The following is a 25,591-nucleotide window of genomic DNA, read 5'->3' on the forward strand; positions in this document are numbered from 1 at the left end:
AACGACTCAGCGCCGATGGTAGTGTGGGGATTCCCCATGTGAGAGTAGGTCATCGTCAAGCTTTTATTCCGAAACCCCTGCTGGATACCCAGCAGGGGTTTTTTATTGCCTGGCGAAAATAGCTGGGCGCTCAAAGTCTGTTTAGTATTTCAAGGTCTTCCCTCTCTGGGGCTTTTTCTTCACGTTTTGAATCTCTGTTTTGCCCATTTGCCGAGCCCCGCTTGCATATTGTTTCCATAGCCTCAATACTTTCGGCCATTGCTGTAAATGGTTATTAGTATGAATTTAGTCGATATTTTAAATGTGCTTGCCGATGGTGAGTTCCACTCGGGCGAGGAGTTGGGGCAGGCGATGGGCGTTAGCCGCACAGCGGTCTGGAAGCATTTACATAAATTGGATGAGCTGGGTTTGGAATTGACGTCTGTGAAAGGGCGGGGTTATTGCCTGGCTGGTGGTCTCGACTTGCTTAATCAGGAGAATATTCTCAGGCAGATGGAGTCCGGGGCGGCTGATCTTGTCTCAAAATTCGAAATATTTCACAGCATCGAGTCGACAAATAGTTATCTGTTGACTGGCGGCGATCATGGCCACGTTTGCATGGCTGAGCGTCAATTGGCAGGGCGTGGGCGGCGTGGCCGGAATTGGATAAGCCCTTTTGCGAGAAATATATACCTCTCTGTTTCCTGGACATTCCAAGGGGGCGCGCAAGCTCTTGAGGGTTTAAGTCTTGCTGTGGGTGTGGCCGTGGCTGAAGCGATAGCCAGTCACGGGGTGGAAGGTGTTCAGCTGAAGTGGCCTAACGACGTTTTACATCAGGGGCGCAAGCTTGGCGGTATTTTGCTGGAAATGTCCGGCGATGTCAGTGGTGAGTGTAAGTTAGTTTTAGGTATTGGGCTAAATGTAGATATGCCTAGAGAGCCTTCGGAAGAAATCGAGCAGGCTTGGGTGGATCTGAAACAGTTGGGTTTCAATGGCTCCCGGAATGATTTGGCGGCGGCCATTCTGCAACGAGTAATGCCCATGTTGGCGAGTTACGACAAGGGCGGGTTTGGAGAGTATCGAGATCGTTGGCAGGCTTTGGATGCCTTCTTTGGTCAACCCGTGTATGTCAGTTCGGCTCAACAGCGTACTGAGGGTGTCGCAAATGGTGTGGCGGAAAGTGGGGCCCTTCGTCTTTTGGTGAATGGTGTAGAGCAGCATTTCAGTGGTGGTGAGGTTTCCCTGAGGCTGCTCGGATGATTCTTGAGCTTGATGCAGGTAACACCCGGGTAAAATGGCGGGTTATCGATGAGTTGGGAAAGCGGCGAGGTGGTGGTGCGCTCGTCAGTGATGCGACTGCCGGAGACATGCTGGAGCCATTGTTGGCAGCTAGAAATTTAACGGCCGCTCGAATGGTATCGGTGGCCTCTCCGGTTGTGGCTCAGTCAATAGGCTTTATGTTGCAGAGAAGCTTTGGTATTGAGTTGAGGCTGGTTGCTGTGCAGGCTGAGTGTAATGGCTTGGTGAACCCTTACCAAAATGTAAGCAAGCTTGGGGCCGATCGTTGGTTGGCTGTATTGGCGGCTCGCAAACATTATGGCGATGATTGCCTTGTTGTGGATTGCGGTAGCGCGACGACTATTGAGATGTTGTCTGCAGGCCGTTATCTCGGTGGTGTTATCGCGCCAGGTGTCAGCTTAATGTTTAAAGCGCTTTATTCGGATACTCATCAAGTAAAAGTGCTCGGTGAGCGCCCCCAGGAGTTGGATGCTGCAAAGGACACGGATTCTGCTGTGCAGTGCGGTGTATGGGGTTCCCAGGTAGGCTTGATCTCCTATTATAGAGAGCTCCTGTTACAACGAGGGGCAGGCGTTGAGCCAAGGGTCGTCATCTGCGGTGGCGATGCTTCTCAGCTTGGGGGCTTATTGCCTTTTAAGCACGCTGTTCATGAAGAGTTGGTGTTGGATGGTTTGGCGATAGCGAGCCCAATTATCCAGTCAGTCGCTGATTAATAAATAGATAGGGAAAAGAATGAAGGCAGTTTTAGTATGCCTGTTGGTGCTCAATGCGGTAATGCTCGCATGGGCGCTGGGGAAAGAAGAACCCAAGGTGGTCGCACTTAAGCCTAAATTGGGGGCGGGTGTCTCGGAAATTGCTTTGCTTTCCGAGAGCGAAACCTCTGGTGAGCCGCTACTGGAAAAGCTGGTTGAAAAAAACCGCATTCCTGTAGAGAGCGTTGAAAATATAGAAGTCGCAACGGAGGTGGCCCAAATAGAAGAGGCTGAGCCAGTGTGTACTCTGCTTGGCCCCTTTGATGAATTGCTGCAAGCTGAGTACACGCTGGAGCATTTGGCTTCACTCGAGGTTGCTGCCGCTATCGAAACCTTGGAAATTCCGGGTGATCCTGGTTTCTGGGTTTACCTGTCTCCGCTGCCCAGCCGAAAAGAAGCCCTTCGAAAGCTCCATGAGCTTCAGGCGAAGGGGATTGATTCCTATGTTATTCCCAAGGGCGATATTGTGAACGGCATTTCTTTTGGAATGTACAGTCGGGCCAGTTCCGCTGAGACGCGTCAGAAGGAAGTGGCCACTTACGGCTATCAGGCTGATATTAAAGAAGTTGTTCGCTCATACGAGGAGACCTGGGTGGTTGTTCAGCCGCCAGAAGCTGAAAAAATGAGCAATGAATCCTGGCAAAACTTCATGAATAAAAGAAAAGGCATAGAAAGACGAGAAAATTACTGTCCAGGTGTTGCGTCTTTGTAAAAGTTTCTCTAGAATCCGCGCTCCACTGTTCGAGGTAACAGTGTTTAGGGCTGGCGTAGCTCAGTTGGTAGAGCAGCTGACTTGTAATCAGCAGGTCGTAGGTTCGACTCCTATCGCCAGCTCCATTTTCTTAACTTGTTTATGTAAATGGCTGTTTTTTAAGAAAAAACGGTTGACAAGTTAAGCGGAGAAGCGGAAAATTCCCGCCTCTTTCGCAGGGGTTCCCGAGTGGCCAAAGGGATCAGACTGTAAATCTGACGCGCAAGCTTCGGTGGTTCGAATCCACCCCCCTGCACCATTATTTCTGCTATTAAACACATTTTGACTTGAGTGAGTAATTCTGTGTTGGTAGTCGGCGGATTTGTTTGGCGGGTATAGTTTAGTGGTAGAACCTCAGCCTTCCAAGCTGATGATGCGGGTTCGATTCCCGCTACCCGCTCCAAGTTAACCGCGTTGCTCAAGAGAGAGTGGCGGGTTGCAAAGCTCAAGTAGCTCAGTTGGTAGAGCACACCCTTGGTAAGGGTGAGGTCGGCAGTTCAAATCTGCTCTTGAGCTCCATTTTTTCCGCGTTAGCTTGTGCTGGCGCGGTTTTTGTTGTCTGGGCTTTTTGCTTGAGACACGTAATTGATAGGAGATGCCCACAATGGCTAAAGAAACATTTGAACGCTCCAAGCCCCATGTGAACGTGGGCACAATTGGTCACGTTGACCATGGTAAAACAACTTTGACTGCAGCCCTGACTCGCGTATGTGCGGAAGTATGGGGTGGTGATGCAGTAGCATTTGACGGTATCGACAATGCACCAGAAGAGCGTGAGCGCGGTATTACTATTGCGACTTCCCACGTAGAGTACGATTCTCCTAGCCGCCACTACGCTCACGTAGATTGCCCAGGACACGCCGACTACGTTAAGAACATGATTACCGGTGCTGCACAGATGGACGGCGCTATTCTGGTATGTGGTGCGACTGATGGTCCAATGCCTCAGACTCGTGAGCACATCCTGCTGTCTCGTCAGGTAGGTGTACCTTACATCGTCGTATTCCTGAACAAAGCTGACCTGTTGGCTGAAGACTGTGGTGGCGTAGACTCAGAAGAATACGCTGAGATGCTGGAGCTGGTTGAAATGGAACTGCGTGAGTTGTTGGAAACTTACGAATTCCCAGGCGACGACACGCCAATCATTGCGGGTTCTGCTCTGATGGCTCTGAACGGCGAAGACGACAACGAGTTGGGTACTTCTGCGGTTAAGAAGCTGGTTGAGACTCTGGACGAGTACATTCCTGAGCCAGAGCGTGCGATCGATGGTGCCTTCATTCTGCCAATCGAAGACGTATTCTCGATTCAGGGTCGTGGTACGGTTGTAACCGGTCGTGTTGAGCGCGGTATCATCAAAGTTGGTGAAGAGATCGAGATCGTTGGTATTAAAGATACCACCACTACTACCTGTACTGGTGTAGAGATGTTCCGTAAGCTGCTTGACGAAGGTCGTGCAGGTGAGAACGTTGGTGTTCTGTTGCGTGGTACCAAGCGTGATGAAGTAGAGCGTGGTCAGGTATTGGCTGCTCCAGGTTCTATTAACCCACACACCAAGTTTGAGGGTGAGGTTTACGTACTGTCTAAAGATGAAGGTGGTCGTCACACTCCATTCTTTAAAGGTTACCGTCCACAGTTTTACTTCCGTACAACTGACGTAACAGGTGCATGTGAGCTGCCAGAAGGCGTAGAGATGGTAATGCCAGGTGACAACATTCAGATGTCTGTTACTTTGATCTGCCCAATTGCTATGGACGAAGGTCTGCGTTTCGCGATTCGCGAAGGTGGCCGTACCGTAGGTGCTGGTGTTGTATCCAAGATCCTCGACTAATTGAGGATGTTTGTGCGGGACTTCGGTCCCGCCATTTAGAATTTTAGGCCACTAGTTCAATTGGTAGAGCGTCGGTCTCCAAAACCGAAAGTTGGGGGTTCGAGTCCCTCGTGGCCTGCCATTATTTAAGCTGTAAGAGCAGCTTGGAAAGGTTTCCCTAAGTTATGAGTGCTAATGCTAAAGCAGAACCGGTCGAGTTTCGTTTTGACGCGCTGAAGTGGTTGTTTGTTGCCGCTCTGGTTGCAGCCGGTGTTGTGGGGAACTCTTATTTCGCAGAGCAGGCTTTGCTGTATCGCGTATTGGGCTTGGTTGCTCTTGCGGGAATTGCTCTGTTTGTTGCTGTGAATACAGCAAAAGGCAACGCGTTTTACACCTTGTTGCAAGAGTCGCTGGTTGAAGTTCGTAAAGTAGTTTGGCCAACGCGACAGGAAACTAACCAGACCACGTTAATTGTGGTGGCGGTAGTCATTATTATGGGTATTTTACTCTGGCTACTGGACACATTCCTTGGCTGGTTGGCATCGCTGATCATAGGATAAAGGTGACCCATGGCAAAACGTTGGTATGTGGTTCACGCGTATTCAGGCTACGAAAAGAAAGTAGCAAATGCGCTAAAAGAGCGTGTTGAACTTCACAGTATGCAAGACCAGTTTGGCGACATTCTGGTGCCTACAGAAGAAGTTGTAGAAATGCGTGGCGGACAGAAGCGCAAGTCCGAACGCAAGTTTTTCCCAGGTTATGTATTGGTGCAGATGGAATTGACTGATGATTCCTGGCACTTGGTGAAAGACACTCCTCGAGTAATGGGCTTCATTGGCGGTAAAGCTGATCGTCCTGCCCCAATTACCGAGAAAGAAGCTGAAGCTATCTTACAGCGAGTGGATGACTCGGTAGATAAGCCAAAGCCAAAGACCGTATTCGAGCCTGGCGAAATGGTTCGTGTTATCGATGGTCCTTTCAACGACTTCAATGGTGTTGTTGAAGAAGTGAATTACGAGAAGAACAGGCTGCAGGTTGCGGTTCTGATCTTCGGACGCTCTACCCCGGTAGAGTTAGAGTTTGGTCAGGTAGAAAAAACCTAACCCAAACTGAGTTTAGTCTGGCGATGCCAGGCAATGCGCCCTTTTCGCTGCAAAGTGAAAGGGGTTTTCGCGTCTCTACGGTTTAGGCGTAGCCGCCGCAGAGTTAAGGGGAGCCAGCGACGCCACAGATGTGATTGCGATCCAACTGTGGTCGAGGCGTTTAACCCACTATTAAGGAGTCTATTATGGCTAAGAAAGTAGAAGCTTATATTAAGCTGCAGGTGCCCGCGGGCGGCGCCAACCCAAGTCCACCAGTTGGTCCTGCTCTGGGTCAGCACGGTGTGAACATCATGGAATTCTGTAAGGCGTTTAACGCCCAGACTCAGAATCTGGAAAATGGCGCTCCTGTGCCAGTTGTGATCAGCGTATACAACGATCGCAGCTTCACCTTCACCATGAAAACCCCTCCAGCCTCTTACCTGCTGAAAAAAGCAGCCGGTATCAAGAGCGGCTCTGGTCGTCCAAACACTGAGAAGGTTGGTAAAGTTACCCGCGCTCAGTTGGAAGAGATCGCCACTGCCAAGCAGCCAGATTTGACTGCTGCTGATATGGATGCTGCGGTACGTACCATCGCTGGTTCTGCGCGCGCCATGGGTCTGGAAACTGAGGGTGTTGTGTAATGGCTAAGTTATCTAAGCGTCAAAAGCTGATTAAAGAAAAAGTAGATCCAGTAAAGCAGTACAGCATTGATGAAGCTGTTGCCCTGCTGAAAGAACTGTCTACTGTTAAGTTTTCCGAAACCGTTGATGCAGCGATCAATTTGGGTATTGACCCACGTAAATCTGATCAGGCTGTTCGCGGTGCTACTTCTTTGCCACACGGTACTGGTAAAGAAGTTCGCGTAGCGGTATTTACCCAAGGTGCCAATGCAGACGCTGCTAAAGAAGCTGGCGCTGACATCGTTGGTATGGACGAGCTGGCCGCTGAAGTTAAAGCTGGCAAGATGGATTTCGACGTAGTTATCGCCGACCCTGCTGCTATGCGCGTTGTTGGCCAGCTGGGTCAGATTCTGGGCCCACGTGGTCTGATGCCTAACCCTAAGACAGGCACTGTAACTCCAGACGTTGCAACTGCGGTTAAAAACGCAAAAGCGGGTCAGGTTCGTTTCCGTGCTGACAAGGGCGGTATCATCCATGGTGGTATCGGTAAGGTTTCTTTCGAAGCGAATGCACTGAAAGAAAACCTGGAAGCGTTGATGGCTGACCTGAAAAAGGCCAAGCCTGCTTCTGCCAAAGGCGTTTATTTGAAGAAGGTATCTCTGAGCACCACTATGGGCCCAGGTATTACCATCGACCAGGCTAGCTTGGATCTTTAATTCAAGCAGCTAAAAAGAACTTTGGGGTCTGTCTGAATCCTTGGGGAAACAGGCAGGCCGTCAAAGACCGTTGGGGCTGATGCGAAAAGCGGAGGCTTAATTGGTAGTTGTTTTACCTCCCCACGCAGACGGTGAGACCCAATTCAGTATTAGCTGGATTTGATCACCGGAAACTCCTCGCGATAGCGAGGGTGAAGTAACGATTGAGTTATCAAAATCTAAGCAGATTGTTGTGACGATTTAATTAGCTTAATCAAATCCAGGAGAAATCTTGTGGCATTAGGACTTGAAGACAAAAAAGCGATTGTCGCTGAAGTCCAGGAAGCTGCTAAGTCTGCTCAGTCTGCAGTTGTCGCCGATTCACGCGGCGTTACTGTAACGGACATGACAGCATTGCGTAAGCTAGCACGTGAGAACGGCGTGTGGTTAAAAGTCGTTCGTAACACTCTGGCTAAACGCGCTCTGGAAGGCACTGATTACGAATGTCTGAACGACAGTTTCGTAGGCCCAAGCATTATTGCATTTTCTAACGAGCACCCAGGTGCTGGTGCGCGAATCCTGAGTGATTTCGCCAAAGAAAATGAAAAGCTTGAGCTGAAAACTGCAGCATTCGAAGGAGCAATCACTGACGTTTCATTGCTGGCGAAACTGCCAACATACGACGAAGCGATTTCTCAGCTGATGAGTGTTATGAAAGAAGCAGCTGCTGGCAAACTGGTTCGCACTATTGCGGCCGTTCGCGACCAGAAAGAAGAGCAAGAAGCGGCCTAATTGGCTGTTTTGCTTAAACCGTTATTTTGAGCTCTTGCTCACTACTGAATATATAGGAATTGAAAAATGTCTCTATCTAAAGACGATATCATCAATGCCGTTGCTGAGATGTCTGTAAAAGACGTTGTTGAACTGATCGAAGCAATGGAAGAGAAGTTTGGCGTAACTGCTGCTGCCGCTGCTGTAGCTGTTGCTGGTGGCGACGCTGGTGGCGCTGCTGAAGAGAAGACCGAATTCGACGTAATTCTGACTTCTGCAGGCGACAAGAAAGTTAACGCTATTAAAGCTGTTCGCGGCTTGACCGGTCTGGGCTTGAAAGAAGCCAAGGCTCTGGTTGAAGGTGCACCTGCTCCTATTAAGGAAGGCGTATCTAAAGAAGACGCTGAAGAAGCTGTTAAGGCCCTGGAAGAAGCAGGCGCTTCTGCTGAACTGAAGTAATTCAGATTCTATGGGAAAAGTTCTAATTTCACATTAGAACTTGAGGCTGGCGAGTGATTTTACTTGCCGGCCTTTTTCCGTTTTCAAAAAGCGGAATTTTGCCGGTTTGAATCGGCAATTAAAAAAGGGCTGTTTGCCTGTTCGCAGAGGAAGCGACATCGGTTGGACAAATTATTTGTATTTATGTTTCAACGCAAATACAAGACGACGAGCGTTAGAAACAAATCAGTTCGAAAAAGTGCAAATAATTTGTGCAATTGATTGCGCAAGTAGCAGTCCAGATCGCAATGAACGATTGCGATATGTAGTACCGAGCAGCTTTAAGAGGCTGCGGGCAATAACCACGCAAACAAAAGGGGCCGAGTGCTCCTGAGACTGTAAAGTCGACTACAAGCTGGGGAATATAGATGGCTTACTCATATACTGAGAAAAAACGTATCCGTAAGGATTTCGGCAAGTTGCCGCCCGTCATGGATGTCCCTTTCCTCCTGGCGATCCAATTGGATTCCTATCGAAAGTTCACTCAGGCTGGTGTTTCTGCAGAAGCTCGCCTGGATTATGGTTTGCATGCGGCCTTTAAGTCCGTATTTCCAATCGTAAGCTATTCCGGCAATGCAGCGCTGGAATACGTTAGTTATGTATTAGGTAAGCCTGCCTTTGATGTGGGTGAGTGTGTCCTCCGCGGCGTAACCTATGCTGTACCCTTGCGCGTAAAAGTCCGTCTGATTATTTACGATAAAGAGTCTTCCAATAAGACCATCAAGGACATTAAAGAACAAGAAGTCTACATGGGTGAAATTCCCCTGATGACCGACAACGGTACCTTCGTGATTAACGGTACCGAGCGTGTGATCGTTTCCCAGCTGCACCGTTCTCCTGGTGTATTCTTCGATCACGATAAAGGTAAGACGCACAGCTCTGGTAAGTTGTTGTACTCCGCTCGAGTAATCCCTTACCGCGGTTCGTGGTTGGACTTTGAATTCGACCCGAAAGATCTGGTATACGTTCGTATCGATCGCCGTCGTAAATTGCCAGCCAGTATTTTGCTGCGTGCTCTGGGTTACACCACCGAGCAAATGCTGGAAATGTTCTTTGATAACAGTAGCTTCAGCCATCTGGATGCAGAAGGTGCGCGTCTTGAATTGGTGCCATCCCGTTTGCGTGGTGATGTGGCTACTTTCGACATCAAAGACAACGACGGTAATCTGGTTGTAGAAGAAGGTCGTCGTATCACCGCTCGCCATATCCGCCAGCTGGAAAAAGCCGGCGTAACCGAATTGCTTGTACCTCGCTCATATATGCTGGGTCGCTCTTTGGCGCGTGACATTGGTGATCCAAATACTGGTGAAGTACTGTTCGAATGTAACACCGAAATCACCGAAGAAGTTTTGGACGGCTTGGTCGAAGCTGGCGTGCAGGATCTGCTGACTCTGTACACCAATGAACTGGATTGTGGCCCGTTCATGTCGGATACCTTGCGCATTGATCCAACCCGCACTGAATTGGAAGCGCTGGTAGAAATCTACCGTATGATGCGCCCTGGTGAACCGCCGACAAAAGAATCGGCCGAAGCATTGTTCCAAAACCTGTTCTTCAGCCAGGAGCGTTACGACCTGTCTGCAGTGGGTCGCATGAAGTTCAACCGCCGCTTGTCTCGCGAAGAGGAGACCGGCGAAGGTACGCTGTCCAATGAAGACATCGTTGATGTATTGAAAACCCTGATCTCCATCCGTAACGGTCAAGGCGTTGTGGATGATATTGATCACTTGGGTAACCGTCGCGTGCGTTCTGTTGGTGAAATGGCCGAGAACCAATTCCGTGTCGGTCTGGTTCGTGTAGAGCGCGCTGTAAAAGAGCGCCTTTCCATGGCAGAGGCGGAAGGCTTGATGCCTCAGGATCTGATCAATGCCAAGCCAGTAGCCGCTGCTGTGAAAGAATTCTTTGGTTCTTCCCAGCTGTCCCAGTTTATGGATCAGAACAACCCGCTGTCCGAAGTGACCCACAAGCGTCGTGTATCTGCATTGGGCCCTGGTGGTTTGACCCGTGAGCGTGCTGGCTTTGAGGTTCGTGACGTGCACCCGACTCACTACGGTCGCGTATGTCCAATTGAGACCCCTGAAGGTCCAAACATTGGTTTGATTAACTCTCTGGCAACTTATGCCCGTACCAACAGCTACGGTTTCCTGGAGAGCCCATACCGTAAAGTTGTTGATGGTGTGGTTACTGACGAAATCGAGTACCTGTCCGCAATTAACGAATCCGAGCAGTGTATTGCTCAGGTATCCGCCGAGATGGATGCCAAAGGTAAGCTGACAGAAGAATTGGTTTCTGTTCGTCACCAGGGTGAATTTACTCTGAAGGCGCCAGAAGATGTGAACTACATGGACGTGTCCCCACGCCAGGTAGTTTCCGTGGCAGCGTCCCTGATTCCATTCCTGGAGCACGATGATGCGAACCGTGCATTGATGGGATCGAACATGCAGCGTCAGGCCGTTCCAACCTTGAAGGCGGACAAGCCTCTGGTGGGTACCGGTATGGAGCGCACGGTAGCGCGCGACTCCGGTGTGTGTGTTGTTGCCAAACGCGGTGGTGTGATTGAGCGTGTTGATGCTGCTCGTATCGTAGTAAAAGCGAACGACAGTGAAACTGAAACCGGTGATGCGGGTGTAGATATTTACAATCTCACCAAGTACACCCGTTCTAACCAGAACACCTGCATTAACCAGCGCCCGATTGTGAGTGTTGGTGATGAGATTGTGCGTGGCGATATCCTGGCTGACGGTCCTTCCGTTGACCTGGGTGAACTGGCCTTGGGTCAGAACATGCGCATCGCCTTTATGCCTTGGAATGGTTACAACTTTGAGGATTCCATCCTCGTCAGTGAGCGTGTTGTTAAAGAAGATCGCTTCACGACCATCCACATTCAGGAGCTGACCTGTATTGCCCGTGATACCAAACTGGGCAGCGAAGAAATTACTGCGGATATTCCAAACGTTGGTGAAGGTGCTCTGAGCAAGCTGGACGAATCCGGTATCGTTTACATCGGTGCGGAAGTTGGACCTGGCGATATTCTGGTAGGTAAGGTAACGCCAAAAGGTGAAACCCAACTGACCCCGGAAGAAAAACTGCTGCGTGCCATCTTCGGTGAAAAAGCCTCTGATGTGAAAGACACCTCTTTGCGTGTTCCTACATCAACCAAAGGCACCGTTATTGATGTTCAGGTATTTACCCGAGACGGTCTGGAAAAAGATCAGCGTTCTCTGGAAATTGAAAAATCCCAGTTGGACGGTGTTCGCAAAGACTTGAACGAAGAGTACCGTATCGTTGAAGCGGCCACGATGGAGCGTTTGCGCGCTGTATTGGTTGGTCAGAAAGCTTCTGGTGGTAAGGGTGTTAAGAAAGGCCAGGAAATTACTGGCGAATTGTTGGACGAGCTGGAAGTTAGCCAGTGGTTCAAGATTCGCATGGCCGATGACGCTCTGAATGAGCAGTTGGATCGTGCTGAAGAGCAATTGAAAGAACGTCGTGCTGATCTGGACGAGCGTTTCGAAGACAAGAAGCGCAAGCTGGAAACCGGTGATGATCTGGCGCCAGGTGTTCTGAAAATCGTTAAGGTTTACCTGGCGATTAAGCGTCGTATCCAGCCTGGTGACAAGATGGCCGGCCGTCACGGTAACAAGGGTGTGATCTCTGTGATTATGCCAGTTGAAGATATGCCTTACGACGAACATGGTCAGCCTGTTGATATCGTACTGAACCCGCTGGGTGTACCGTCTCGAATGAACGTTGGTCAGGTACTGGAAATGCACCTGGGTATGGCGGCACGTGGTCTTGGTGACAAGATCAATGTGATGCTGGAAGAGCAGCGTAAAGTTGCAGAGGTTCGCAGCTTCCTGGAAGACGTTTACAACAAAACTGGCGACATCAAGGGTAAAGAAGATCTCGACTCTTTTGACGATGAGCAAGTTATGGCATTGGCCCAGAATCTGCGCGAAGGTGTACCAATGGCGACGCCTGCATTCGATGGTGCCAAAGAATCCGAGATTAAAGCTCTGTTGACCTTGGCTGATTTGTCCGACACCGGCCAAACTCAATTGTACGATGGCCGTACTGGTGATGCCTTCCAGCGTCATACGACAGTTGGCTACATGTACATGCTGAAGTTGAACCACTTGGTTGATGACAAGATGCACGCCCGTTCAACGGGTTCGTACAGCTTGGTTACCCAGCAGCCTCTGGGTGGTAAAGCCCAGTTTGGTGGTCAGCGCTTCGGTGAGATGGAAGTGTGGGCACTGGAAGCATACGGTGCTGCATATACCCTGCAGGAAATGCTCACTGTTAAGTCTGATGACGTGGCGGGTCGTACCAAGATGTATAAGAACATCGTTGATGGTGACCACCGCATGGAGCCAGGCATGCCAGAGTCGTTTAACGTACTGGTTAAAGAAATCCGATCCTTGGGTATCAACATGGAGCTGGAAGAAGACAAGTAATTGTCCCAGCTGGCCGGGCTCAGCCCGGCACCTAAGTTAAATATTGCTGCAACAGGGTTTGCTCTCGCTAAGGGCAAACCAACTAACTGGAGATAGCGCCTTGAAAGACTTACTTAACTTACTGAAGTCCCAAGGACAGAGCGAAGAGTTTGACGCCGTCCGCATTGGTCTGGCCTCACCTGAAATGATTCGCTCTTGGTCATTTGGTGAAGTAAAAAAGCCAGAGACAATTAATTACCGAACCTTCAAGCCTGAGCGCGAAGGTTTGTTCTGTGCCAAAATTTTTGGTCCAGTAAAAGACTATGAATGCTTGTGTGGTAAATACAAGCGCATGAAGCACCGCGGTATCATCTGTGAGAAGTGTGGTGTTGAAGTGACCTTGGCGAAAGTTCGCCGTGAGCGCATGGGCCACATCGAATTGGCGAGCCCGGTTGCCCACATCTGGTTCCTGAAATCCCTGCCAAGCCGTATCGGTTTGCTGCTGGATATGACATTGCGTAACATTGAGCGTGTGCTGTATTTCGAATCTTATGTGGTTACTGATCCAGGCATGACCACCTTGGAAAAAGGTGCTCTGCTGACCGATGAGCAATACTTCGAGGCCATGGAAGAATTCGGTGACGAATTCGAAGCCAAAATGGGTGCCGAGGCGATTCAAGAGTTGATGAAAGACATCGACCTGGAAGCCGAGGTTCAGCACCTGCGTGAAGAAATTCCTGCGACCAATTCAGAAACCAAAATCAAAAAGCTATCCAAGCGTTTGAAGCTGCTGGAAGCTTTCTACAACTCTGGCAACAAGCCTGAGTGGATGGTGATGGAAGCGCTGCCGGTTCTGCCGCCAGATCTGCGTCCTTTGGTACCTCTGGATGGCGGTCGTTTTGCGACCTCCGATCTGAACGATCTGTACCGTCGAGTGATCAACCGTAACAACCGTTTGAAGCGTCTGTTGGATCTGAATGCTCCAGACATCATCGTGCGCAACGAAAAGCGTATGTTGCAAGAGTCTGTTGATGCCCTGTTGGACAATGGTCGTCGCGGTCGTGCTATTACCGGTTCCAACAAGCGCCCATTGAAGTCACTGGCTGACATGATCAAGGGTAAACAGGGTCGTTTCCGTCAGAACCTGCTGGGTAAGCGTGTTGACTACTCTGGCCGTTCGGTAATTACCGTTGGTCCTCAGCTGCGTCTGCATCAGTGTGGCCTGCCTAAGAAAATGGCTCTTGAGCTGTTTAAGCCGTTTATTTTCTCCAAGCTGGAGTTACGCGGTCTGGCAACCACTATTAAAGCCGCCAAGAAAATGGTTGAGCGTGAAGAGCCCGTTGTATGGGATATTCTGGACGAAGTCATTCGTGAGCACCCTGTATTGCTGAACCGTGCCCCAACGCTTCACCGTTTGGGTATCCAGGCTTTCGAACCTGTACTGATTGAAGGTAAAGCGATCCAACTGCACCCACTGGTGTGTGCGGCGTATAACGCTGACTTCGATGGTGACCAGATGGCGGTACACGTACCGTTGACCTTGGAAGCCCAGCTGGAAGCCCGTGCTTTGATGATGTCTACCAACAACATCTTGTCGCCAGCCTCCGGTGAGCCAATCATCGTACCTTCTCAGGACGTTGTATTGGGCTTGTACTGGATGACTCGTGAGCGCATTAATGCCAAAGGTGAGGGCATGGCCTTCGCGGATGTGCAGGAAGTATCTCGCGCATACTACGCCAAGCAGGTTGATCTGCAGGCGCGCATTAAAGTGCGTATTAACGAAGCGACTATCGGTGACGATGGTGAAACCACTCACCGCACTGGGATGGTAGACACCACCGTTGGCCGTATTCTGCTGTGGGAAATCGTACCGGAAGGCCTGCCATTTGAAATGGTTAACAAGCCGATGGTTAAGAAAGCCATTTCTCGCATCATCAACGACAGCTACCGTATCGTTGGTTTGAAACCAACCGTTATTTTTGCTGACCAATTGATGTACATGGGCTACGACTTCTCAACCAAGTCTGGTTCTTCCATTGGTGTAAACGACTTTGCAATTCCAGATGAAAAAGCGGAATTGATTGCGCGTGCGGAAGCTGAAGTAAAAGAAATTGAAACCCAGTATGCCTCTGGTCTGGTAACAGCGGGTGAGAAATACAACAAGGTTATCGATATCTGGTCTCGTGCAAACGACTTGGTGGCCAAATCGATGATGGAAGGTATTTCCCAGGAAACGGTGATCAACCGTGATGGTGAGGAAGAGAAACAGGATTCCTTTAACTCGGTTTATATGTATGCCGACTCCGGTGCTCGTGGTTCCCCGGCTCAGATTCGTCAGCTGGCTGGTATGCGTGGTCTGATGGCTCGTCCGGATGGCTCGATTATTGAGACTCCAATCACCGCGAACTTCCGTGAGGGCCTGAACGTACTTCAGTACTTTATTTCTACTCACGGTGCTCGTAAGGGTCTGGCGGATACCGCATTGAAGACGGCGAACTCCGGTTACCTGACTCGTCGTCTGGTAGATGTTGCTCAAGATCTGGTAGTTACCGAACAGGATTGTGGTACCGATTTCGGTCTGACCATGGCGCCTGTTATTGAAGGTGGTGACATCATCGAATCTCTGGGTGATCGTATCCTGGGTCGTGTTGTTGCCCGTGACGTTGTGCGTCCAAGCAGCGATGAGATTCTGGTTCCTGCCGGCACCATGATTGACGAAGGCTGGATCGAGCGCATCGAAGAGATGGGTATCGATGAAGTTTGTGTTCGCTCAGCGATTACTTGTGAAACCCGCTACGGTATCTGTTCCCAGTGTTACGGTCGTGATCTGGCCCGTGGTCATCGCGCCAATCAGGGTGAGGCCATTGGTGTTATCGCTGCTCAGTCGATTGGTGAGCCAGGTACACAGCTGACCATGCGTACCTTCCACATTGGTGGTGCGGCATCGCGAGCGTCTGCGGTAGACAGTGTTCAGGTTAAGCAAGAAGGTATGGTTCGTCTGCACAACATCAAAACGGTTGTTCAGGAAAACGGTAACCTGGTTGCGGTATCTCGTTCTGGTGAACTGGCGGTTGCTGAAAAAGAAACCGGTCGTGAGCGTGAGCGCTACAAGATTCCTTACGGTGCTGTAATCAGCGTTCAAGACGGCGCTGAAGTTGATGGTGGTGCTATCGTTGCCAAATGGGATCCACACACGCACCCAATTGTAACGGAAGTAGCGGGTAAGGTTGCCTTTACGGGTTTCGAAGATGGCCTGTCTGTACGTCGTCAAACAGATGACCTGACTGGTTTGACCTCTATTGAAATTCTGGATCCAGCCGAGCGTCCAGCGGCTGGTAAAGATTTGAAGCCTGCGGTTACCTTGGTTGATGAATCCGGTAACGAGTTGTGCCTGGCTGGAACTAATGTTCCTGCGCACTACGCTCTGCCAGCGAAAGCGATTCTGAGCTTGAACAACGGCGACAACATCGGTATTGGTGATGTTATCGCACGTATTCCTCAGGAAGGTTCCAAGACTCGCGATATTACGGGTGGTCTGCCACGAGTAGCTGACCTGTTTGAGGCGCGTAAGCCGAAAGAGCCTTCTATCCTGGCTGAAATTACCGGTACAGTTTCCTTCGGTAAGGAAACCAAAGGTAAGCGTCGTCTGGTGATTACACCAAACGATGGTCAGCCTTTACCGGATGGCAGCACCCACTACGAAGCTTTGATTCCAAAACATCGTCAACTGGGTGTGTTTGAGGGTGAGCAGGTAACCAAAGGTGAAGTTGTTGCCGACGGTCCTAGCAACCCACACGACATTTTGCGTCTGCAAGGTGTGGAAGCGTTGGCCAACTACATCACTAACGAAATCCAGGACGTTTACCGTCTGCAAGGTGTAAAAATTAACGATAAGCACATTGAGGTGATCGTTCGCCAGATGCTGCGTAAAGTTGAAATTTCCGCCATGGGTGATTCCTCTTTCGTTAAGGGTGAGCAAGCCGAGTACAACCGAGTTCTGGAAGAGAATGAGCGTTTACGTGCTGAAGGTAAGCAACCTGCGCAATTCGAGCGCCTGTTGTTGGGTATCACCAAAGCTTCTTTGGCGACCGAATCCTTCATCTCTGCGGCCTCGTTCCAGGAGACAACTCGCGTATTGACCGAAGCTGCGGTTACCGGCAAGCGTGATGACCTGCGTGGCTTGAAAGAGAACGTTGTTGTAGGTCGTCTGATCCCAGCGGGTACCGGTTTAGCCTACCACTTGGATCGTCAGCGCAAGCGTCAGGTTGAAACCAGCGCCGTTGATAGCGTGAGTGCTGAAGATGTCGAAGCAGCATTGACCGAAGCTCTGAAATCCAGCGCGAGCTAATTGCTCCTTCGGGTTTTGAAGAGAACAAAAAAGCCTCTGTAATGGAGGCTTTTTTGTGTTTAAACAACAGTGAAAAATAAGAATGAAGTTTGTGGTATCTAAATCTCTTTCTCTAATCCTGAGTGTGTTATCTGTCAGTCTGGCAGCGCCTGTGTTCGCCAATCTGCAACCGGCAACTGTTCTGGACCTCCCGGCAAAGGATAAGTATTTGCTGGTGGCTGAAATGGAGACCGGGCGCTTGTATGCTTTTGAAAAAGACAATGGCATGCGCCTAAAGAAAGTCGCCGAGTATCCCATCAGTATCGGCAAGCAGGGTTACGATAAACGTATCGAAGGTGATGCAAAAACGCCAATTGGCGTATATCGCGTTACCAGCTATCTCACTGATGCCCAGTTGGATGATTTTTACGGGCGTGCGGCTTTCCCGTTAAATTACCCCAATGCCTGGGATCGCCTGAATGGTTACACAGGTTCGGGCATTTGGTTGCATGGTGAACCAACAGATAAGAAAACGCGCCCGTTGCGTGACAGTGACGGTTGCATTGTTTTGTCTAATGAAGATATTTTTAAGGTTCAGAAATATCTGGATGTAGGTTATACCAAGGTTGTTTCGGTTCCCAAAGTGGAATGGAAAGACAGTGACGAAATTGCTCGTAGTCGTTCTGAGATAACCCGAGCCATTGATGACTGGCGTAAGGATTGGATGTCCAAAAGCCATAATCGCTATTTAAGCAATTACTCCAGAGAGTTTAATGACACGGAAAAAAACTACGCCCAGTGGGATCGTTATAAAAAACGTGTCAATGGCTCCAAGCGTTTTATTAAAGTGAAACTTTCCGATTTGGGGTTGTACGCCTACCCGGGACAAGATAATTTGGTGATGGCTGAGTTTTATCAGGATTACCGCTCCAGTAATTTTCGTTCAAAAGGTTGGAAGCGCCAGCTTTGGAAAAAGGAAAACGGTGAGTGGAAAATTGTTTATGAGAAGGGCGGCTAACTGCTCTTCTTTCTTACATCATCGAAAAAGCCCGTTCATTAAAGTGTTCGGGCTTTTTTGTTTCTGGAGTTCGTTGTTTTGGCATGCTCTACATATTCATGTTTGATCAGATGCTGAAAGGTCTATAGATGACAATTCAATGAGCAGCATGCTGTGTGTTTCGCGTTACTCTAAGGTGATTTTTTTGGTCTAGTCTTAATAATGCTGGTCAAAAAAACGCTCTGGAGTGCAATGAAAAATACCAATTGCCTATTAACGCCGAGAATTTTAATTGTCGATGACAGAGAAGAAAATCTTTACGTATTGCGAGAGTTAATTCAAGGCCTGGACAGTAGTGTCGATGTCGTCCAGGCGCTCTCTGGTATGGAGGCTCTGCGCATACTGGCAGAAGATTCTGACTTCTGCCTGATCTTGATGGATGTTCAAATGCCTGATCTTGATGGTTTTCAAACTACAGGCTTGATCAGGCGCTATAAGCACACTAAGGATACGCCGGTAATATTTATAACCGCCATTTTTAAGGATGTAGCTTACATTCATCATGGTTTTGATTCTGGTGCGGTTGACTATATCTGCAAGCCGATAGATGACAAGGTGCTTCTCTCTAAAGTCAAAATTTTTATCGATCTCTACAAAAGCAAAAAAGCACTGGAATCATCGCTTGAAAAGTCCCGAGAGATAGAAGAGCGCCAAAATCTTATTCTGAGTCACTCCCAAGACGGTATCGTTGTCTTTGACAAATTTGGGAAGGTGCTGTTTCTGAATCCCACCGCAGAAGATATCCTCGGCCATGAAAGTGAGTCCGTTGAGTCGTTGATGCTAAGCGACATTGTCTCTCGCGAAGAGGGCTTCGGGCGGGAGTGGTCTGCCAGTGATGTATGCGAAGCTGTCGAAAAAGGTGTCTCCTTTCGAAGCTTGGATTCTTCAGTTACCACAGCTGGAGGGCAGAAAATCCCGTGCAGCTATTCCTTTGGCAGCTTTGATTCACAAGCGTATTCCGGGGGTGTTCTGATTTTTCAGGATATCACTCAGCGCAAAAAACATGAGGAAAACCTGGTGTATATGGCGACTCATGATCCTCTGACTAATCTGCCTAATCGTATTCTCTTTAAAGAGTCGGTCAACAATGCCATCGCCCGAGCGCAGAGAAGCTCCTATAAGCTTGTCGTAATGTTCATTGATCTGGACCATTTTAAAAAGGTGAATGATGAGCTGGGACACAATGTGGGGGATGAGCTTCTAAAAAAAATATGTCGTCGCCTACAGTCTATTGGTCGAAAAGTGGATCTTTTTGCAAGGCTTGGAGGGGATGAATTCGGAGTGGTTTTCGAAGACATTAATAATAACTTCGACAGTCATAAGATGGCACCCAAAATTCTAAAGGCATTCGAGGAGCCCATTGATGCACTGGATCACAGCATCTTAATCAGTGGCAGCGTGGGTGTTGTCGAGTATCCCGAATATGGCCGCGATGCCGACTCCCTAATAAAGGCCGCTGATATTGCAATGTATCAAGCCAAAAGCCAAGGGAGAAACTGTTACGCCTTATTTCGGCCGGAATTGGAAGACAGCGCTATCGCTCGATCTCAACTGGAGCGGGATTTTCGATTGGCCATCAGTCGTGAGCAACTGATTTGCCATTACCAGCCTATCCTGAATGCGACTGACATGTCGATTGCGGCCATTGAGGTGTTGGTTCGCTGGGAGCACCCGAAAAGGGGGCTGGTGTCTCCAGCCGAGTTTATATCAGTCGCCGAGCATACCGGGCAAGTCGTTGAAATGAGTAACCAGGTATTTTCGATGGCTCTGGCCTCATTGGCAGATTGGGAAGCTAAAGGGCTGTGGCCGCGTTCAGCGAAAATTGCGCTAAATGTATCAGCGCTTCAGCTGGCTAGGGACATCCTTATCGGACAGCTGAAGAGTATGGGGGATCGATACACATTCAGCTTCAGCAATGTGGAAATTGAAATTACCGAATCCATGTTGATGCAGGACGCTGAAGAGTCTGCACGTATTCTGGAAAGTGTGCGAGAGATGGGGCTCAGCATTTCAATAGACGATTTTGGCACGGGTTACAGCTCGCTAAATTATCTGAGACGTTTACCCATCAATGTTTTGAAGATTGATAGAAGTTTCGTCAAGGATATCGGCCACGATCGAAGTGATGAGCAAATTATCAATGCGACAATCGATCTGGCCCACAATCTGAATTTGAAAGTCGTTTCTGAAGGTGTTGAGACTGAAACTCAAATGGCATTTCTGAAAGATGCGGGTTCGGACTACCTGCAGGGCTTTCATCTATCAAAACCACTTTCTCGGTCGGCCATGGAGGAATGGCTGGAATCAGAGAGTCGCCGTAAGGCGGGCATCCAGGGAGGAAAGCTTGATGTTTGCTAAAACCAAACGCATTAAGAACGTATTGATGATTGGCTTTGCATTGGTCATTGGCCTATTGATCATTACCTGTGCTTTAGCCTGGGTGTTTCTTGATAGAGCCAAGGAAATTTCTCACAGTGTCGAGAATGATGACGTTCCTGGGGCTTTTTTGTATTTGAGAATGTCCAAGTCTCTGGGGATTATGCACAGTAATGTGTTGAAGTACTTGGCGGGCGAAACAGATGATGAGGTGTTTGCGTTTAGGGAGGAGTACAAAAAATTTGGTGAGTCCTTGGCGGAATTAACGCCCCTGGAGTCGGATGACAGTGTCAGTCGACAAAAGCTTGCCTCCATTCGAGCGCTGGGCGATGAATATTTCACTGAGATCAATCGTCGAGTTTTTCAGGCCTATGATCCAGATCTGGAGAAGTGGGCGTTCAAAACGATCGACACTTTGGAAAATACAGTGGGCGCGGAACTTGAAATTCTCCTGGATACCTTGAAAGAAGAGGAATACGCAGAAGCCTTGGCCTCCAAAAATCTCAAAGATACTCTGAGTGATGATGTGCCCGGCTTGAGATACTATCTTGAATTGTTGGATGAAACGGGGGACATGCTCTCATCTCTCAATGAGTATGTGTCCGGGGAATTGGATGAGGTGGAAAACTTCAATTCTGATAGTGAAAGTTTCATTGAGTATTATGATCTTCTCGCGCCTCTGGAGACGACAGACAAAGATAAGAAGAATCTGGAAAAAATTCGGAAAAGCTTTAAGAAAATCAATGCGACAGCCGAGGAGGTTTTCGGAAAGTACGATCCGGAGTCCAAGATCAATGCGCTACAGGTCGTGGATGTAATGGAGCGTGAAGCCTTTGAGCGCCTGGAGGAAATTCTTGCTGAATCTGCCAGGGAAGAGCAGGTCGATGCCACAACATCCATGGCAAACTTAAATTCCAGCATTGATATGACTATATTGGTGTTGATTCTGGTTGCGATACTTTCTGCTTTGATTGGTGTGTATGTTGCCCTCAAGTTGAGCGGTTTAATCTCTGGTGCCTTATCCAAGGTTTTACAAACCACGAACGCAATTTCAAGAAACGATATTGATGACGCTAAAGATTTATTGCAAAAAGAAAATCATCCCAGTTCAAATCTACGTCATTTCTCTGAATTTGATGAGGTGCGTCGAAGCCTCGTGAAAGCGGTCGGTGATCTCAGTGTGGCTAATGAGAACAACGAACGGCAGGATTGGTTAAAGTCCGGGGTTTCAGAGTTGAATAGGAAACTCAGCGGCGAGCAGCCTCTATCTGAAATGGCGAAGAACTCGGTAGATTTTATCTGTGAATATCTTGAGGCGCCTGTGGGCTTTATTTACAGCTCCGATGAGTCCGAAGTCGAAGGTGAGCCAAAAAAACTGGGCTTAATGGCTCACTACGGGGTAGTGGTCGATAAGTCTGAAATGGACCGGAAATACTCCTTCGAGACCGGTGAGGGTTTAGTTGGCCAATGTTTGTTGCGTAAGAAAACGATTGAACGTTATCTGGATGACAGTGAGCGGCTACCGATTGTTCAGTCCGGAATCGCCCATTCAAATCCAGGCCATATTATCGTTGCGCCCCTATTGTATGAGGGCGATGTCGAGGGGGTTATTGAGCTGGGTTGTACCAAACGTGTGACTACCGGGCAGCGTGAGTTTATCCAGCAGATAGCGCCAAGTTTGGGAATTGCTATGCGGGTTTCTAAATCCAGAGATGCGATGGCAGCTCTGTTAAAGCAAAGTCAATCTCAAGCAGAAGCACTCGAAGATCAACAGGTTTTGCTGGGAGTGTCGAATTCCCAACTCAAGGAAAAAGCTCTGGAGCTGGAGCAGAAGCAAAAAGCGTTGTCGGAAAAAAATAAATATCTTGAACGCGCCCAGAAGGATCTTGAGCGGCAAGCGGAAGAGTTGGAGAAATCGAGCAAGTATAAGTCTGAGTTTCTGGCAAATATGTCCCACGAACTGCGCAGTCCTCTCAACAGTCTCTTGATTTTGGCTAAAATGCTTTCTGACAATGACGATGGGAATTTGACCGGAAAGCAGGTGGAATATGCGTCGGTTATTCACCGTTCAGGCAGGGACTTACTCAATATCATCAATGATGTGTTGGATCTTTCGAAAATTGAGGCTGGTAAACTCGACGTGGTTTTTGAAGAGTTGTTGCTCGATGAGTTGATGGGCGAGATTGGCCAGCAATATCAGCCGGTTGCCGATGAACAAGGCCTCGTCTTTAATGTCGAAAATAGATCCGGTATTGAGAGCTTTAACTCGGACCCCAGCCGCTTACGGCAAATCATTGTGAATCTGCTGTCCAATGCCTTCAAGTTTACCGAAACAGGTTCTGTTGACCTGATTGTCGAACAGCTCCCAGAAGGCGTTGAAGGTTGTAAGGGGAAAATCTTCGCGCAGGATATGGTGTGCTTTCGAGTTACTGATACTGGCGTCGGTGTTGCGCAAGACAAGCAAGAAGAGATTTTTAATGCCTTCTGCCAAGAGGATGGTACAACCAGTCGACGCTATGGTGGTACCGGTTTGGGCTTATCCATTTGTCGTCAGCTGGCAGGCTTGCTGTTTGGCAGTATCGATATCAGCAGTTCCTTGGGAAGGGGGACGTCGCTTTACCTCTACCTGCCGCTGAAGCGGGCACTGGAATTTTCAACAGACTCTGAGCAGAAATCAGTTGAAGCTCCAGTGAATGCTGTGAATGAACTGACTCTGGCGCCGGTCTCTGATGCGGTGTTGCAAGCAATTCCCCAACAATTTCTATCAGGATCTGTGGAGAATGAAAGCCCTCAAGCAGGGGCTGCTCTATCGTTGACTGATGGTTCGGATATGCTGCCGAATGCGCGTTCCAAAGAAAAACGTTTGCTGATCATTGAGAAGAACCCTTTTGTTCATGCAAGTCTGAAAAAGCAGGGCGAAGAGGCGGGTTTTTATGTGGTTACGGCATTTGATGGCGGCAAAGGACTGCAGCTCGCTGAAGCTTTGGTGCCGTCCGCGATTCTAATTTCTGACGATGAAGCTTTTATCGATGGTTCCCTGGTGCTCAGCAAAATCAAATCTAATGTAAAAATTCGGCACATTCCTGTTTATGTCATCAGCTCGGAATCCAAGCCTTTGGATGAGCGTGAGATGGCTTTGTTAGGGGCCGTGGGCTCGACCATCAAGCCAATCGATAATTTGGAAATGCGGAGTATCATTGAGTTCTTGTCAGAAATTTCCGAAGACAGAAATGGCAGTCTGGTGATTTTCGGCGAGGATGAAAAAATCCTGATCGGTTTGAAGGAGTTCATAGCGGCGGACGGCTTGAATATTGAATTGAGTACCGATACCTCGGCTATTTCTGACTTTAATCTGGAAAGCTTCCATTGCATTGTTCTCAATATCAATAATCAGACGAGTCTGGATTACATTCGTATGTCCTTGTGCGATTTGACCGGGAACTATCGAATTCCCGTGATTATTCATAGCAACGAACCTCTGACTGAATCTCAGCGCGAACTAGTGGAGGAACTTTCCAGTGCCAAGGCTTTATCGCCAGTCATCAGTGAAAGTTCTTTGTTATTAGAAACCAGTCTGTTTTTGCATCAGGTGACGATGGCGATGCCAGATAGTCAGCGTGAAATTTTGTCTGAGCAACTGAGTTCCTCTGACGTTCTCGCAGGCAAGTCCCTGCTGGTTGTTGATGATCAGGTTAGTAATATTTTTGCGTTAACCGCGATATTGGAACAGCACGGTATTCATTGCACGATTGCAAACAACGGCAGAGAGGCTTTGTTATTGTTGGAGCAAAACAATAATGTCGATCTGATTTTGATGGACATTATGATGCCGGAAATGGACGGTTATGTGACCATGGGCAATATTCGAAAGATGTCCAGTTATCAGCACGTGCCCATCATTGCGCTTACTGCTAAATCCATGCCGGAAGATCGAGCCAAGTGTATTGCGGCCGGTGCCAACGATTACATCACTAAGCCGCTGGATTCCGAGCAGCTCTTGCAATTGCTGAATATCTGGTTGGCCCAGTCTCCTGCTCAGCGACCCGGGATGAGTTCCCCAGGTTAGCGAAAAGGTTCATCAACATTTCGCAGACACAAAAAAGCGGACTCAAAGTCCGCTTTTTTGTGTCGTGTCTGGCGGCTGTTATTCGCCGCTGCTGTCTTCGCTGGTTTCCGTTTTGGCCATGCGGCGTTTTTTCTGTTTGGGAACCTCCCTGACCAGCCAGCGTACCAGATCAGTCCACATGGTGCTGATTTCACCTTGACTGGGCATGATGCCTGCAAAGGGGAGCTCTACGGTCAGAATAGGGACGTCCAGTACCGAACCACCATAGTTGCCCAGGCTGCCAGGGTAGGTTCCCAGGCGGTGTAATTGCAGCTTGCCCAGCTTCTGGGGCGGTTTATGAGGGCCATCGAAATCGATCAGTTTGTGAGGTGCGTGTACCGAGATAATGGCGTCTGGCTCAAATTCCTTGATCAGCTCCAGCAGCCATTTGGTCTCGATCTCACTGGCCGCATAAGGGCCGGGGTAGCGGCGCTTGTTCTTGAAGGTGCGGTTTTGCCAGTAGTCCATGGCCTTCTCGTCCCAGTCGGGTGTCGGGAAGTTGCGGTTCAGGTCTACACCGTTGTCGTTCTGGCGTTGGGATTTGCGACGCAGCAGGCCGTCAGGGTTGGCCAGTGGGATCACCTTCCAATCGAACAGGCCAGAATGATGCTTGTTGAGGGTATTCATCCATTTGAAGAGTACGGATACGGAGGCGTATTCATCGCCATGAATCCCCCCCATTAAAATGATCCGCCCCTTGGGGGTGCGGTTGGGCTTTGGGCCGTAGTGGCGCATCGACAGCGGGTAGCCTTTCTGGCTGTGGTGGCCAGATGCGACCAACTGCTGCTGCTCACATTCTTTAATGCTGACGCTCCCGAGCTTGTTGCCAATGGCGTGACAGAGCTCATTAACGCTTAACTTGGGCTGTTCAGGGGGAGTTGCTTCTTCTTGGTCTTGGCTAAAGGCAGCTTGGCTGACAATGAGGCTCAAGCTGAGTGCACAAAGCTTGGAAATCCATGGTTTTAAGGGTTGGTACATATAAGGTCTAGCTCTTATTTTCCTTTAAACGGCCATCTATGGCTCTTTGGTGGAAATAATA

General features: G+C 49.0%; 16 protein-coding genes and 5 tRNA genes. 20 read left to right on the forward strand and 1 reads right to left on the reverse strand.

Going from position 1 to position 25,591, the window contains the following annotated elements:
* The first annotated feature begins 279 nt into the window (after positions 1-279).
* The 20 genes from birA (at position 280) to G8768_RS20050 (ending at position 24,513) form a co-directional block, all read left to right on the forward strand.
* Positions 280-1,239, forward strand: a complete 960-nt coding sequence (birA, locus tag G8768_RS19955) for a bifunctional biotin--[acetyl-CoA-carboxylase] ligase/biotin operon repressor BirA (RefSeq protein ID WP_208020295.1) — start codon at positions 280-282, stop codon at positions 1,237-1,239.
* Positions 1,236-1,991, forward strand: coding sequence for a type III pantothenate kinase (locus G8768_RS19960; protein ID WP_166843185.1), 756 nt, complete (start codon positions 1,236-1,238; stop codon positions 1,989-1,991). The genes birA and G8768_RS19960 overlap by 4 nt, the downstream gene beginning before the upstream one ends.
* A gap of 19 nt (positions 1,992-2,010) precedes the next feature.
* On the forward strand, positions 2,011-2,742 hold the full coding sequence (locus G8768_RS19965; protein WP_166843186.1) for an SPOR domain-containing protein: 732 nt from the start codon (positions 2,011-2,013) through the stop codon (positions 2,740-2,742).
* Between the two features lie 49 nt (positions 2,743-2,791).
* A tRNA-Thr gene (locus tag G8768_RS19970) sits at positions 2,792-2,867 on the forward strand.
* An 89-nt stretch (positions 2,868-2,956) separates the two neighbouring features.
* A tRNA-Tyr gene (locus tag G8768_RS19975) sits at positions 2,957-3,040 on the forward strand.
* Between the two features lie 70 nt (positions 3,041-3,110).
* A tRNA-Gly gene (locus tag G8768_RS19980) sits at positions 3,111-3,184 on the forward strand.
* 40 nt (positions 3,185-3,224) lie between these two features.
* Positions 3,225-3,300, forward strand: a tRNA-Thr gene (locus G8768_RS19985).
* 85 nt (positions 3,301-3,385) lie between these two features.
* Positions 3,386-4,609, forward strand: coding sequence for an elongation factor Tu (gene tuf / locus G8768_RS19990; RefSeq protein WP_167202806.1), 1,224 nt, complete (start codon positions 3,386-3,388; stop codon positions 4,607-4,609).
* Between the two features lie 45 nt (positions 4,610-4,654).
* Positions 4,655-4,730: transfer RNA gene (locus G8768_RS19995), tRNA-Trp, on the forward strand.
* Between the two features lie 43 nt (positions 4,731-4,773).
* A complete protein-coding gene (gene secE / locus G8768_RS20000) occupies positions 4,774-5,148 on the forward strand; it encodes a preprotein translocase subunit SecE (protein WP_166843184.1) in 375 nt (124 codons plus the stop codon).
* 9 nt (positions 5,149-5,157) lie between these two features.
* Entirely contained in the window at positions 5,158-5,691 is a 534-nt protein-coding gene (gene nusG / locus G8768_RS20005; RefSeq protein ID WP_166843183.1) for a transcription termination/antitermination protein NusG, read from the forward strand.
* A gap of 185 nt (positions 5,692-5,876) precedes the next feature.
* Positions 5,877-6,311, forward strand: a complete 435-nt coding sequence (gene rplK / locus G8768_RS20010) for a 50S ribosomal protein L11 (RefSeq protein WP_166843182.1) — start codon at positions 5,877-5,879, stop codon at positions 6,309-6,311.
* A complete protein-coding gene (rplA, locus tag G8768_RS20015; RefSeq protein ID WP_166843181.1) occupies positions 6,311-7,006 on the forward strand; it encodes a 50S ribosomal protein L1 in 696 nt (231 codons plus the stop codon). Before rplK ends, rplA begins: the two co-directional genes overlap by 1 nt.
* Positions 7,007-7,279: 273 nt before the next feature.
* Positions 7,280-7,777 (forward strand): 50S ribosomal protein L10, encoded by a 498-nt coding sequence (rplJ, locus tag G8768_RS20020; RefSeq protein ID WP_166843180.1) that lies wholly within the window; start codon positions 7,280-7,282, stop codon positions 7,775-7,777.
* A 66-nt stretch (positions 7,778-7,843) separates the two neighbouring features.
* Positions 7,844-8,215: a 50S ribosomal protein L7/L12 gene (gene rplL / locus G8768_RS20025; RefSeq protein ID WP_166843179.1), complete on the forward strand. Its 372-nt coding sequence runs from the start codon at positions 7,844-7,846 to the stop codon at positions 8,213-8,215.
* A 407-nt stretch (positions 8,216-8,622) separates the two neighbouring features.
* The gene (rpoB, locus tag G8768_RS20030; protein ID WP_166843178.1) at positions 8,623-12,708 is read left to right on the forward strand and encodes a DNA-directed RNA polymerase subunit beta; all 4,086 of its coding nucleotides are present in this window, start codon (positions 8,623-8,625) and stop codon (positions 12,706-12,708) included.
* A 100-nt stretch (positions 12,709-12,808) separates the two neighbouring features.
* Positions 12,809-17,035, forward strand: a complete 4,227-nt coding sequence (rpoC, locus tag G8768_RS20035; RefSeq protein ID WP_166843177.1) for a DNA-directed RNA polymerase subunit beta' — start codon at positions 12,809-12,811, stop codon at positions 17,033-17,035.
* 82 nt (positions 17,036-17,117) lie between these two features.
* Complete coding sequence (locus tag G8768_RS20040) at positions 17,118-18,032, forward strand: L,D-transpeptidase family protein (protein ID WP_166843176.1); 915 nt, start codon at positions 17,118-17,120, stop codon at positions 18,030-18,032.
* A 231-nt stretch (positions 18,033-18,263) separates the two neighbouring features.
* Positions 18,264-20,429: a two-component system response regulator gene (locus G8768_RS20045; RefSeq protein WP_166843175.1), complete on the forward strand. Its 2,166-nt coding sequence runs from the start codon at positions 18,264-18,266 to the stop codon at positions 20,427-20,429.
* Complete coding sequence (locus G8768_RS20050; protein ID WP_166843174.1) at positions 20,419-24,513, forward strand: response regulator; 4,095 nt, start codon at positions 20,419-20,421, stop codon at positions 24,511-24,513. Before G8768_RS20045 ends, G8768_RS20050 begins: the two co-directional genes overlap by 11 nt.
* A 78-nt stretch (positions 24,514-24,591) precedes the next feature.
* Here G8768_RS20050 and G8768_RS20055 read toward each other — a convergent pair whose 3' ends face one another.
* Positions 24,592-25,530, reverse strand: a complete 939-nt coding sequence (locus G8768_RS20055) for a M14 family zinc carboxypeptidase (RefSeq protein ID WP_166843173.1) — start codon at positions 25,528-25,530, stop codon at positions 24,592-24,594.
* Positions 25,531-25,591: the final 61 nt, after the last annotated feature.

This window comes from Pseudoteredinibacter isoporae, from assembly GCF_011602085.1.
GTDB classification, from domain to species: Bacteria; Pseudomonadota; Gammaproteobacteria; order Pseudomonadales; family Cellvibrionaceae; genus Pseudoteredinibacter; species Pseudoteredinibacter isoporae.